The sequence below is a fragment of the Rhizobium sp. Pop5 genome (assembly GCF_024721175.1).
Lineage (GTDB): Bacteria > Pseudomonadota > Alphaproteobacteria > Rhizobiales > Rhizobiaceae > Rhizobium.
Genome location: NZ_CP099399.1, coordinates 2053198 through 2065271 on the forward strand (window position 1 = coordinate 2053198; position 12074 = coordinate 2065271).

Consider the following 12074-nt stretch of genomic DNA (forward strand, 5'->3'; position numbering starts at 1 on the left):
CAGCTGCGAGACGGTCAGCTTCTGAGACCTCTGAACGCTGCCCTTACTTCCTGACTGAAGAGTTCCGGTTCCTCCCAGGCCGCAAAGTGTCCGCCCTTCTCGACCTGATTGTAATAGACGAGATCAGGATAGGCTGTTGAGAGCCATTTCTTCGGAGGCCTGTAGACTTCGCCGGGGAAAATGGTGACTGCGACAGGCACCTTGATGGGAGAAAGCTTCGCCATCGCCGCGGCATTCTCCCAATAGATTTTCCCGCTGGAAGGACCTGTATTGGTGAGCCAATAGAGCGTGATGTTGTCGAGGATCGCTTCCCTGCCGAGGGCGCTCTCCGGATCGCCGCGCATAAACACCCAGTCGGCGATCTTGTCGTAGAGCCACGCCCCAAGGCCGACGGGGGAATCCGCAAGACCGTATCCCACCGTCTCGGGCCGCGTGCTCATGATGGCGGCATAGCCGAAGCCGTTGCTTAAGAAATCGCGGGCCTCGTTGAAAATTGCCTTTTCATCAGGGGAAAGCGTCTGCGGAGCGGCGTCCCCGCTCATCAGCGCCTTGGCCACCTCGGGCGGAAAGGTCGTGGCGCGTTCGACCCTGTTGACATGAATTCCAAGCAGACCCTCGGGCGCCTGACGCCCCAGCGCATCGCTGATGATCGCTCCCCAATCGCCGCCCTGGGAGACATAGCTGTGATAGCCGAGACGTTTCATCAGCATGTCCCAGGCCGCGGCTATGCGCTGCGGATCCCATCCCTTCTCCTTCGGTTTTCCCGAGAAGCCGAATCCGGGGATCGAGGGGATGACAAGGTGAAACGCATCCTCGGCATTGCCGCCGTGCGCGACGGGATCCGTGAGCGGCCCGATGACGTTCAGCAGTTCGAAGACAGACCCAGGCCAGCCGTGGGTCATGATCAGCGGCAGCGCGCCTTCGTTCTTCGACCTGATGTGAAGGAAGTGGATGGCGACGCCGTCGATCTCCGTCAGGAATTGCGGATAGGCGTTGAGTTTTGCTTCGGCCTTGCGCCAATCGTAGCCGGACTGCCAGTATTCGACCAGCGCCCGCAGCTTCTCGGGCTGCACCCCCTGCGATCTGTCCGCGACGGTTTCACCCTCCGGCCAGCGGGTCGCGACGAGGCGGCGGTGAAGGTCGTCAAGTGCCGCCTGCGGCACCTCGGCCTCGAAGGGCCGCAGATCAGCGCCGACCGCCGGGGATGCGACAACCCCCGCCACGGCGACATTCGGGAGAGCGACGGCCGACAAGGCTACTCCAGCGCTGCCGAACAGCAGCGATCGACGCGACAACTGCATTGCTTCCATGGATTGCTGCTTGGTCATGATTGCATCCTCTCCGCAAGATAGCTCACCGGTTACGCGATCTCGTCGTGAGCATGGAGAACCTAGCTCCTGGCCGGCTTCATCGAAACGTGGCGAAACCGAGAGGCTACCTCTTACTTTCCCGAGCTACCGGACCTCACCGCTTTGCCCGATCTTCAGAGCCAACGACGCCAAGTCGCGAGAACTCGACCAAAGGAGCATCCCATGCTGAAAGGATCAATCGCAAGTCTTCTGGCCACCGCCGTGTTCGGCACATCGGCGACGCTCGGCCATGCCGCGCCGGCGCAGAAGAACAAGGACGGGGACATCGGATTCGTCACGATCGACAAGGACGTCACCCTGAGAAGGATGGTCCTTCGCGCTGAGGCCCCGAAGGGAACCGTGCTCTTCCTCCACGGCTTTCCGGAAACGCTGTTCGTCTGGAAAAATATCGCCAGGAGCCTCGCCGCCAACTATGACGTCCACGCCTTCGACTGGCCGGGCTACGGACAGTCATCGCGCCCCTCGGTCGAAAAATTCGGCTATGCGCCGGCAGACTATGCCAGGGTGCTGAAAGCCTATATCGCCGAGGCGAACATCGACCGCTCGAAGCTGACGATCTATGCCACCGATATCGGCTCTCTTCCGGCACTGCTTGCGGCCATCGACGAGCCTGACATCGCCAGCAACATCGTCGTCGGCGACTTCGCACCCTTCAACCGGCCGGACTATATGTACGAGAGCCTGCAGGCCCTGAAGAGCGAGCCGTCGGCATCGAGGACCCGCAGCTATATGAACCAGACCAGCAGCGAAATCCTCGCAAACACCTACAGGCGCGGCCTGTCGAAGGAGGAGCAGTTCGATCTTCCCGCTGACGTGCAGGAAGACATGAACCAGAGCTGGGCTCACGGCGAACTGACCTCGGCCGACGCCTTCTACCACTATTATTCCAGCTTCACCCGCGACCAGGATTTCTTCGAGGCCAACCTCGGCAGGCTCAAGACGCCGGTCAAGGTCGTCTGGGGCGAGAAGGACCTCTATATCGACAAGAAAATGGGCGCCGAACTTGCCAGGCGCCTGGACGTGACGCTCGATGTCGTCGCCGGCGCGGGCCACTACCCGCACCTGCAATATCCGGAACGAACCATCGAAGAAGTCCTGGCATCAGCGAGATGAAGGCGAGGCCTTGTCGCCGATCGGAAACGCGCTGCCGCCGCTCTCCCGGAGCCGCGGCAATGCCCAATCGATGAAGGATCTCACTTTCAGGGCGAGCGGCCCCTGCCTGGAATAGACCATGTGGATCGGACGCGAAGCGCCTTCATACTCTTCCAGAACCGGAACGAGTTGCCCGGACGCCAGGTGCTCCTGGACCTGATAATCGAACAGCCGGGCGATTCCAGCCCCGCTCAGCGCCGCTGCAACGCAGTTCGCGGCGGTGTTGACCTCCAGCCGCGTCCTCGGAAGGACTTCGACCCGTTGTCCATCGATGTCGAAGGTCCAGAAGAACGTGCTTCTGTCGAAAACGACGCCGTCGTGGCCCGGAAGATCACTCGGATGTCTCGGCATGCCGTGCCGTTGGAAATAAGCGGGGCTGGCGCAGGTGAGGAGCCGGAATTCGCCGACCTTCACCGCATAAAGGGAGCTGTCGGACAGCTCCCCAAGACGAATCGCGATATCGACCTGCTCGCTGACCAGATGGACGGACCGATCGAGCGACAGCAGGTTCAGCGACACCTCCGGGTACTTCTCCAAGAAGCTCAGCGCAATCGGAAGGACGTAGCGGTTCCCGTATTCGAGCGGCATGGTGATCGTCAGCAGACCGCGGGGCGTCTGGTATTCTCCGGAGGCCCGCCGCTCGGCCTCATCGAGATCGGCGATGATCTTCCTTGCGGCGTCGACATAGTCACGGCCGGCATCGGTCAGTTGCAGGTTCCTGCTGGTTCGCACGAGAAGGCTGGCGCCGAGATGGCGCTCGAGATCGGCCACCTTGCGGCTGACGCTGGGCAATGGCGCGTTGAGTTTTCGGCTGCCGGCAGAAATGCTGCCCGCGTCGACCACGGCAAGCAATACCCGCATCGCATCAAGTCGGTCCATCGGTCACCCCTCCACGCCGATCGTTCAGCGTTCATAAATCACTCCACCTGGCTGCAAAGCCGGCGGGCAGCGCGCTGCGATCATTCAATCCTGTTGATGTTATCCATAAACTCTATTCGTTTGAATGATGAGTTCCTCAGGCCCATATTAACATCATGGACATGGACGAAACCTCCCATCGAACACCATGTCCTGGGACCCATGAAAGGAACCGGAAAATGACCACGCTTACTTATCGGGGTGCCGGCAAGACCTTCACCTCCGGCAGAGGCCGCTTCGATCTGGCAGATTATGCCCACAAGCTCGTCCTCGCCTGGACGCGCTGGCGCACTGCCCGCGAAATCGAAGCCATGCCCTTCGACATCCGCAAGGACATCGGCTGGCCGAGCACGGACGACAGCAAACACCGGACCATGTAATGAATGCGACATTCCTCCCGAGATGAGGGCGGCGCCTGCCTCGTGCACGCCGCCTTTTTCGTCTCCGGAATGTCGGCTTCCACGCCGTTTTTGAGCTTGCCTGTAAGCCTGTTCTCCGCCCTACCCCCGGCTTGACGATGGCTTGACCAGTCAAATCGCGGTCAATGTCGCATATTTGCTCTTCCCGGCCGCATTTATCCATGCCAGTGTCGCTTTCAGGATATCCGCGCGACGCATTCCGCGCGACGAATATGTCATCGTCCCTCGAGCATGGATTTCGCTATGAACAGGATGCAGATCAAGAAGCGTTCACTGGTCTTCTTTATGGTACCGCAATTCACCATGCTGCCCTTTTCGGCGGCCGTGGACACCTTGCGCATCGCCAACCGCATGCTCGGCTACCAGGCCTATAGCTGGCGGCTCGCCTCTGTCGACGGGGAAAAGGTCTATTCTTCCTGCGGGATCGGCATCGAGGCGAATTCCTCCCTCGCCGAAGAGCGCCGCCATCTCGGCGGCGAAAACCGGCCGGGCATGGTGCTCGTCTGTTCCGGCATCGACATCGAGGAGTTCAACAACAAGTCGGTCAATGCCTGGCTGCGCGAATGCTACAATCGCGGCGTCGCCGTCGGCAGCCTCTGTACGGGCGCGCATGTACTGGCCCAGGCCGGTCTGCTGAACGGCAAGCGCTGCGCCATCCACTGGGAAAACCTTCCGGGCTTTTCCGAAGCCTTCCCGCAGGCAGAGGTCTATGCCGATCTCTATGAGGTCGACGGCAATCTCTACACCTGCGCCGGCGGCACCGCCTCGCTCGACATGATGCTGAACCTTATCGGCGAGGATTTCGGCGAAAGCCTCGTCAACCGCATCTGCGAACAGCATCTCACCGACCGCGTGCGCAACCCGCACGACCGCCAGCGCCTGCCGTTGCGCGCCCGCCTCGGCGTGCAGAACGCCAAGGTGCTGTCGATCATCGAGCTGATGGAAGGCAATCTCGCCGAGCCGCTGTCGCTGATCGAGATCGCCGACGGCGCCGGCCTCTCCCGCCGCCAGATCGAGCGTCTGTTCCGCCAGGAGATGGGCCGCTCGCCGGCCCGCTACTATCTGGAAATCCGCCTCGACCGCGCCCGCCACCTGCTGGTGCAGTCTTCCATGCCCGTCGTCGAAGTCGCCGTCGCCTGTGGCTTCGTCTCCGCCTCGCATTTCTCCAAGTGTTATCGCGAACTCTACCATCGCTCGCCGCAGCAGGAGCGCGCCGAGCGCAAGATGACCATGGCAACGGCAAGGCAGGCGGTTGCGGCTTGAGACAACATCGTCTTCATGCTCAGGCTTGTCCCGAGCATGAAGACGGCTTGGGTGCGAGAGCACTTGCTATTCGTTACCGGTCGAGGAACGGCGACAGTGCGGCATATTCTCTTCTCCCCTCGGGGAGAAGGTGCCGGCAGGCGGATGAGGGGGCCACATGGAATACCCTTTCCACCGTCATCCATCCCGCCATGCAGGTGGATACCCGTGAAGGCCGCATGGAGTTATTGATAGCCCGGCGTCGCCAGCTCCCTCATCCGCCCTACGGGCACCTTCTCCCCAAGGGGAGAAGTGGGAATCGAGAGCTCACGGCATATCCCCTTGACCGCGTTAACCTGGACTGAAGAACGGGCACATAGCCGGATGAAGTACAGACGCGGTGATCGACGCCGAGTGATGGATTCCCACCCTACTGCGCCGCTTCTTCCGTCATCCTGGCGTCGGAATAGACCTGGTTGCGGCCGCGGTGCTTGGCCATGTAGAGAAACTGGTCGGCGGCGTTGAGATAGTTCTCGAAGGTTTCGTAGCCCTCGATCTCGGCGATGCCGATCGAGATGGTGACGCCGAGTTCCTCGTCGTCGGCCGTTACCTTCAGCCGTGAAATATCCGAGCGGATCTCGTCGCAAAGCTTGGTGGCGGCAGCCGAATCCATCTGCGGGAAGAGGATGGCGAACTCCTCGCCGCCGAGGCGCGACAGAAGATTGTCGCTGCCGTCGAAGATGGTGAAGAGCCTGTTTGCGACAGCCTTCAGCACCTTGTCGCCGATCTCGTGGCCATACGTGTCGTTCAGCCGCTTGAAATGATCGATATCCAGAATTGCCACCGAACTCGGCGCCTTCAGCCGCAGGCATTCGTTCACCAGCTTCGGGCCGTTGTCGTAGAAATAGCGGCGGTTATAGAGGCCTGTGAGGTAATCGCAGGCCGCGGCCGCCCTGAGCTGTCGCATCTGCGCCAGCGTCTCGGCATTGTTGGCGATGCGGCATTGCAGCTCCTCGGCGACGAAAGGCCGATAGACGAAATCGCTGGCGCCGGCCTTGAGAAAGCTCGCAGACAGCATGCGGTCGTTGGAGGAGGAAACGCCGATGACGCGCAGCCTGTCCGAACCGAATCGATGACGGATGCGCCGCGTCAGCTCGTAGCCGCTCATATCGGGCATATGGTGGTCGGTGACGACGAGCTCGATATCGCTATAGGCTTCGAGCGCGGCAAGCGCCTCGAGCCCGGAATTTGCCTCGACGACGAGATATTGCTGCGCTTTCAGGAGGTCGACGAGCACCTGGCGGGCCGAGACCACGTCGTCGACGACAAGCACCCGCGTCTTGCGGTTGGAGATTGCGCGGCGGACAGTCGCGACTAGATTGTCGAGTGCGAATTCATTGTCCTTCAGCACGTAATCGATGACATTGCGCTCCATGATCCTGTTGCGCGTGTTGAGATCGAATGTCGCGGTGAAGACGATCGCCGGAATATCGTGCTCTATCGTACAGTCGAGCGCCTCGCCATAGGGCGAATCCGGCAGGTTGAGATCGACGACGGCCATGGTGTAGCCGTGACCATCATCGGCGAGTTCCCTGCGCAGAGCCTTCAGCGAGGAACAGGATTTGACGGCAAGACCAAGCTCCGTCTGGAACCGGTGACAGAGCACAGCGGAAAACATGCGGGAATCTTCAACCAGAAGTATCTTGAGCCCGCCAGAGCGCAGCCCGATACCATCCCGATGAAAATCCGCTTGAAAAGCCACGACGCTACTCCCCCATGCGCGAGCGGGGCTCGAATCGGCCCCTTACCCGGCGGGGCGAACGATAGCCGAGACACTTGCGCGCGTGAAGGGGACAAATGGCGTCGATACTTGTAATTGCAGAAATCTGACGTCGGCCCCCGACCGTCACGTCGGGGCCTCTCTTGATCTGGATACTGGAGCCGCCGTCAGGCAACCGCCCGCTCCTTGCGCATCGATTGGATCTGCAGGAGCGTATCGAGGTTCTGGTTGACGCGGCAGTAGAATTCCTCGTCGATGAAGGGGCGCAGCATGAAATCATTGCCGCCTGCCTTCAGGAACCGTGCCGAAAGCAGCCGGTTCGAGGAGGAGGAAACGCCGATGATGCGCAGCTCGTGTGAGCCGATATTGGAACGGATGCGCCGCGTCAGCTCGAAGCCGTCGATATCGGGCATGTTGTAGTCGGTGATCATCAGGCCGATATCGCGGTTGGCCTTCAGGATCTCCAGCGCCTTGGCGCCGTTCTCGGCGGTGCTGACGCGGAAATTATAGCGCTTCAGTCGGCTCGACAGCAGCGCGCGCGCCGTCGCGCTGTCGTCGACGATCAGCACGTGGTGGCGATGATTGGTCAGGAACCGGCAAATCGATTCCGCCAGAAGATCGACGGCGAAGATATTGTCCTTGAGGATATAATCGACGATATCCTTGGCCATCAGCTTGTCGCGCATGCCTTCATGGAAGGTTCCGGTGAAGACGATGGTCGGGATCGAGAGATCGACCAGATATTCCAGCGCTTCGCCGTTTTCGGCGCCGGGCAGGTTGATGTTCGAGATGGCCAGCGTGATCGGATCGGAAGACTTGTCGTAGGAAAGCTGCAGATCTTCGAAGCTGCGGCAGATCTCGACGTCAATGTCGAACAGCTCCTTGAGGCGTTTGCTGATCATCGACGTGAATACGTTGGAATCTTCCGCGACAATAATGCGCGCGCCGGCAAACATCTCCCCGGAATATTGCATCCCTGAAATACCTAGAAACGCCATAAGCAAACCTTCGATGTAAATCTGTCCCCGGATCAAACTGGTACATCAATTGATTTGAATAATTATTAATCAGCGCACCCGGATAGAAGGCGAAGAAGCGGCGCGGCGGGCCGTATCCCGTTTCTTTGCGAACATGCTTAAGAAATCAGGCGCGACGTACCGCATCCTCCGATCCATGCCGAGAACGGCTTTCCGGCATTTCAAAAGCTTGGTGGATCTCCCCATTCGGCTGGAGGTCCTTCTCCGAAGCGATTATAAGGAGCCATCGACCCGACCCGCCGACAGGTTCCCATGACCCAATCCGATCCGGCGATCGAATGGCTGCTCGATTCCGACCCGGCGATCCGGTGGCAGGTTATGCGCGACCTGCTCGATGCCCCGGAACGGGAATGGACGGCCGAGCGGGCAAAAGTGGAGACCAAGGGCTGGGGCGCAAAACTGCTTGCCTGCCAGGACGAGGACGGACAATGGGCGGGCGGCGCCTTTCTGCCCGCCGGCTTCGGCCCTCGGGAGTGGCGCAAGCAGGGCCAGCCCTGGACCGCCACGACCTTCTCGCTGTCGCAGCTCAGGGAATTCGGGCTCGACCCGTCGTCAGAGCGAGCCAGGCGCAGCGTCGCCTTGATCGGCGCCAACGCCCGTTGGGAAGAAGGCGACCAGCCCTACTGGCAAGGCGAAATCGAGGAATGCATCAACGGCCGCACCGTTGCCGACGGCGCCTATTTCGGCATCGACGTCTCCGCGATCGTCGACCGGCTGATCGGCGAGCGTCTCGAAGACGGCGGCTGGAACTGCGAGCGGATCAACGGCTCGGTCCGCTCCTCCTTCGCGAGCACCATCAACGTCCTGGAAGGATTGCTGGAATACGAGAAGGCAACTGGCGGCACGCCCGCATCACGGCAGGCGCGCGAGACAGGCGAAGAATTCCTGCTGGAGCGCAACCTCTTCCGCCGTCTTGGCACCGGCGAGCCGGCCGACCATCAATTCCTGCGTTTCCTCCACCCGAACCGCTGGCGCTACGACATCCTGCGCGCGCTCGACTATTTTCGCGCAAGCGCCATCCTGACCGGCGCCGAGCCCGATCCCCGCCTCGGCGAAGCGATCAGCCACCTCCGCTCCCGGCGCTTGGAAGACGGCAGTTGGCCGCTCGACTGGAGTACGGAAGGCCGCGTGTGGTTCGAGATCGACGACGGGCCGGGCAAGCCATCGCGATGGATCACGCTCAAGGCGATGCGGGTGCTGAAATGGTGGGACGCCGGGGTCTGAGAGATCCAACCACCGCTCCATCTGCCGCACAATCTCATATGGACTTTACGCGCAGCAGCCGCTCTTTGCCGCTGCCGGCCCGCAACAAGCCGCGGCCTTCCGGTCTTCCTCCGCCAGCCAGCGGTCGCGCGGCTTGCAGCTTGCCGGCCTCGGCGATAGCTCAACATGTATTGCGCCGGCACGCAGAACCGGCGCTGCCGCACAATATAATTGCATCGGGCGCACGCCGTCACTGACCTCGAAGGTCAGTTTGGCCGGGCCGTCGAGCTGCACATGCTCCGTCACCTTGCGGATGATGGAATAGAACCTGCCGGCTGCCATATGCGTGCGGTCGCCCTCCTCGATATCCCAGAGCTGGATGAAGATCTCCGTCCATGCCTCGGGATTGCCACCGCAATCCAGCGCCGAGAATTGGCCTGCCTTGACCTCGGTGATATGATAGCCCGACTTCACCGGCTGGCCGTCATAATAGAAAATCAGGGGAGAATCCTTGGCGCCGGCAAGCACACTGAGCAGCAGGCCGAGATTGATGTCGTTCTCTTGAATTTTGCTGTTGTCGATGACGTTCATATCAGCTAATCCTAATTTCAATGTTTAAAGGATTATTGAAATATGGACCAGCGTCAAGCCCTCGCCGCATTCAGCGCGCTTTCGCAGGAAACGCGCCTGCATATCATCCGCATGCTTGTCGTGTCGGGTCCGGACGGAATGGCCGCCGGCGCCATCGCTGAAAAGGCGGAGGTCTCGCCGTCCAATGTCTCCTTCCACCTGAAGGAACTCGAGCGGTCCGGCCTGATTGCCCAGCAGCGGGAATCCCGCTCGATCATCTACACCGCCAATTACGAGGCCCTCGGCGGCCTGATCCGTTTTCTGATGGAGGATTGCTGCGGCGGAAACCCTGAGATTTGCGCTCCGGCTGCTGCCGTCGCCACATGCTGTACACCTGCAACCACGGAGGAACTGCAATGACTACAGACCGCGTTTACAATGTGCTCTTTCTCTGCACCGCCAATTCTTCCCGCTCGATCCTGGCGGAATCCATTCTGGAAACCGAGGGCAAAGGCCGGTTCAAGGCCTATTCGGCCGGCAGCCAGCCGAGAGGCGAGGTCAATCCCCTGGCGCTGAAGGAGCTTACGGCGCTCGGTTATCCCGCGACCGGCTTCCGTTCGAAGAGCTGGGACGAGTTCTCCAAGCCTGATGCACCGGAGATGGACTTCATCTTCACCGTCTGCGACACCGCCCATGGCGAAGCCTGCCCGGTCTGGATCGGCCATCCGATGACCGCCCATTGGGGCGTCGAGGATCCGGCCGCCGTCGACGGCAGCGAAGTCGACAGGGGCCGCGCATTCGCGCAGGCCGCCCGTTTCCTGAAGAACAGGATCATGGCCTTCCTCAGCCTGCCGCTGTCGTCGATCGACAAACTGGCGCTGGAACAGCACCTCCACCAGATCGGCGCCATGGAAGGCACGACCGCAAAACCGGCGGCGGCCGGCTGATGGCATCGTTCGATCTGCCGCGCCGTCTCGCCGCAGAGGCCCTTGGCACCGCCATGCTGGTCGCGACCGTCGTCGGCTCCGGCATCATGGCGGCATCGCTGACCGGGGATACGGCGCTTGCCCTGCTCGCCAATACCCTGGCGACCGGCGCCATTCTGGTGGTGCTGATCACCGTTCTCGGACCGATCTCCGGCGCCCACTTCAACCCGGCCGTCTCGCTGGTCTTTGCGATGTCGCGCACCCTGAAGAAACGCGATCTTGCCGGCTATGTCGCCGCGCAGATCTTCGGCGGCATCGTCGGAACCGTCGTCGCCCATCTGATGTTTGCCCTGCCGATCCTCGAATTGTCGGGCAAGGCGCGCACCGGCGGCGCGCAATGGTTTTCCGAGGGTGTTGCGACCTTCGGCCTGGTGGCCATCATTCTCGCCGGCATCAGGTTCGAGCAGAAGGCTGTGCCGTGGCTGGTCGGGCTCTATATCACCGCTGCCTACTGGTTCACCGCCTCGACCTCCTTCGCCAATCCGGCCGTCGCTTTGGCCCGGTCGCTGACCGACACCTTCTCCGGCATTCGCCCGGTCGATCTTCCAGGCTTCTGGATCGCCGAAATATCGGGCGCGGTCGCAGCCCTTCTCCTCTTTACCTGGCTGTTGCAGTCGGGAGCTTCGTCAACCCTGTCGTCAGAGGCAAAACCATGAATGTCACCATCTACCACAACCCGGCATGCGGCACGTCGCGCAACGCGCTGGCGATGATCCGCAATGCCGGCATCGAACCTGATGTCATCGAATATCTGAAGACCCCGCCGTCACGCGCGGACCTGATCAAGATGATCGCCGATGCCGGCCTTAACGTGCGTGATGCCATTCGTCAGAAGGATACGCCCTACGGCGAACTCGGTCTCGATAATCCCGCTCTGACCGACGACCAGCTTCTTGACGCCATGCTGAAAGACCCGATCCTGATCAACCGGCCGTTCGTCGTGACACCGCTCGGCACACGCCTGTCGCGGCCATCGGAACTTGTGCTGGAAATCCTGCCGGAGACGCACAAGGGCGCCTTCACCAAGGAAGATGGAGAGAGGGTGCTCGACGCCGAAGGCAAGCGGATCGTCTGATCGGCGCTCGGGCGCTACTTGACGACCGCCGAGCCCTTGACGATGTCGATCTTCTCGCCGCCATCCAGTCCGATGCGGTCGCCGTCGGGCGTCGTCATGAAGCAGCCGGAGGGGCAGAGGCTTTCCGAAGCACCGGCATCGACCACGACTTCGACGCGCTGGCCGCTCTCGGTGATGACGAGCACCACGGCGGCGGGATCGGTGTTGGTGATGGATGCCGCATTGGCCGCCGGCGCGGCAAGCAGCGGGACAAACAGAACAGCGGCAAATCTTGCCATCATGTGCGGCGGCGCTAGCGCGCCCTCCCCTCGAACGATCGGTG

General features: G+C 61.3%; 14 protein-coding genes. 8 read left to right on the forward strand and 6 right to left on the reverse strand.

Features of this window, described 5'->3' with window-relative positions; all coding sequences use genetic code 11:
• Positions 1-14 precede the first annotated feature (14 nt).
• Positions 15-1328 (reverse strand): epoxide hydrolase family protein, encoded by a 1314-nt coding sequence (locus tag NE852_RS12370; protein ID WP_008535201.1) that lies wholly within the window; start codon positions 1326-1328, stop codon positions 15-17.
• A gap of 204 nt (positions 1329-1532) precedes the next feature.
• On the opposite strand from NE852_RS12370, the gene NE852_RS12375 reads away from it, so the two are divergent.
• A complete protein-coding gene (locus NE852_RS12375) occupies positions 1533-2483 on the forward strand; it encodes an alpha/beta fold hydrolase (protein WP_008535200.1) in 951 nt (316 codons plus the stop codon).
• On the opposite strand, the gene NE852_RS12380 is transcribed toward NE852_RS12375, so the two are convergent.
• Positions 2472-3401: a LysR family transcriptional regulator gene (locus NE852_RS12380; protein ID WP_008535199.1), complete on the reverse strand. Its 930-nt coding sequence runs from the start codon at positions 3399-3401 to the stop codon at positions 2472-2474. The genes NE852_RS12375 and NE852_RS12380 overlap by 12 nt on opposite strands.
• 218 nt (positions 3402-3619) lie before the next feature.
• Here NE852_RS12380 and NE852_RS12385 point away from each other — a divergent pair, with 218 nt between their 5' ends.
• Both NE852_RS12385 and NE852_RS12390 read left to right on the forward strand, forming a co-directional pair.
• Positions 3620-3820, forward strand: coding sequence for a hypothetical protein (locus NE852_RS12385; RefSeq protein ID WP_008535196.1), 201 nt, complete (start codon positions 3620-3622; stop codon positions 3818-3820).
• A gap of 282 nt (positions 3821-4102) precedes the next feature.
• Positions 4103-5122 (forward strand): GlxA family transcriptional regulator, encoded by a 1020-nt coding sequence (locus tag NE852_RS12390; RefSeq protein WP_037175090.1) that lies wholly within the window; start codon positions 4103-4105, stop codon positions 5120-5122.
• 409 nt (positions 5123-5531) lie between these two features.
• On the opposite strand, the gene NE852_RS12395 is transcribed toward NE852_RS12390, so the two are convergent.
• Positions 5532-6863, reverse strand: coding sequence for a diguanylate cyclase (locus tag NE852_RS12395; RefSeq protein WP_008535186.1), 1332 nt, complete (start codon positions 6861-6863; stop codon positions 5532-5534).
• Between the two features lie 185 nt (positions 6864-7048).
• Positions 7049-7879, reverse strand: coding sequence for a response regulator (locus NE852_RS12400; RefSeq protein ID WP_037175083.1), 831 nt, complete (start codon positions 7877-7879; stop codon positions 7049-7051).
• 291 nt (positions 7880-8170) lie between these two features.
• Between NE852_RS12400 and NE852_RS12405 the strand changes: the two genes are divergently transcribed.
• The gene (locus NE852_RS12405; RefSeq protein WP_258156565.1) at positions 8171-9142 is read left to right on the forward strand and encodes a squalene cyclase; all 972 of its coding nucleotides are present in this window, start codon (positions 8171-8173) and stop codon (positions 9140-9142) included.
• 45 nt (positions 9143-9187) lie between these two features.
• Here NE852_RS12405 and NE852_RS12410 read toward each other — a convergent pair whose 3' ends face one another.
• Positions 9188-9712, reverse strand: a complete 525-nt coding sequence (locus tag NE852_RS12410) for a DUF6428 family protein (protein ID WP_008535171.1) — start codon at positions 9710-9712, stop codon at positions 9188-9190.
• Between the two features lie 42 nt (positions 9713-9754).
• Here NE852_RS12410 and NE852_RS12415 point away from each other — a divergent pair, with 42 nt between their 5' ends.
• The 4 genes from NE852_RS12415 to arsC are packed head-to-tail and all read left to right on the forward strand — an operon-like array spanning position 9755 to position 11752.
• Complete coding sequence (locus NE852_RS12415; protein ID WP_008535169.1) at positions 9755-10111, forward strand: helix-turn-helix transcriptional regulator; 357 nt, start codon at positions 9755-9757, stop codon at positions 10109-10111.
• The gene (locus NE852_RS12420; RefSeq protein WP_008535167.1) at positions 10108-10638 is read left to right on the forward strand and encodes an arsenate reductase ArsC; all 531 of its coding nucleotides are present in this window, start codon (positions 10108-10110) and stop codon (positions 10636-10638) included. The genes NE852_RS12415 and NE852_RS12420 overlap by 4 nt, the downstream gene beginning before the upstream one ends.
• A complete protein-coding gene (locus tag NE852_RS12425; protein WP_008535164.1) occupies positions 10638-11333 on the forward strand; it encodes an MIP/aquaporin family protein in 696 nt (231 codons plus the stop codon). The genes NE852_RS12420 and NE852_RS12425 overlap by 1 nt, the downstream gene beginning before the upstream one ends.
• On the forward strand, positions 11330-11752 hold the full coding sequence (arsC, locus tag NE852_RS12430) for an arsenate reductase (glutaredoxin) (protein ID WP_008535162.1): 423 nt from the start codon (positions 11330-11332) through the stop codon (positions 11750-11752). The genes NE852_RS12425 and arsC overlap by 4 nt, the downstream gene beginning before the upstream one ends.
• 14 nt (positions 11753-11766) lie before the next feature.
• Here the strand turns inward: arsC and NE852_RS12435 are convergent, their stop codons facing one another.
• Positions 11767-12033 carry a hypothetical protein gene (locus NE852_RS12435; protein ID WP_008535161.1) on the reverse strand — a complete coding sequence of 89 codons (267 nt, stop codon included), beginning with the start codon at positions 12031-12033 and terminating at the stop codon, positions 11767-11769.
• Positions 12034-12074 lie beyond the last annotated feature (41 nt).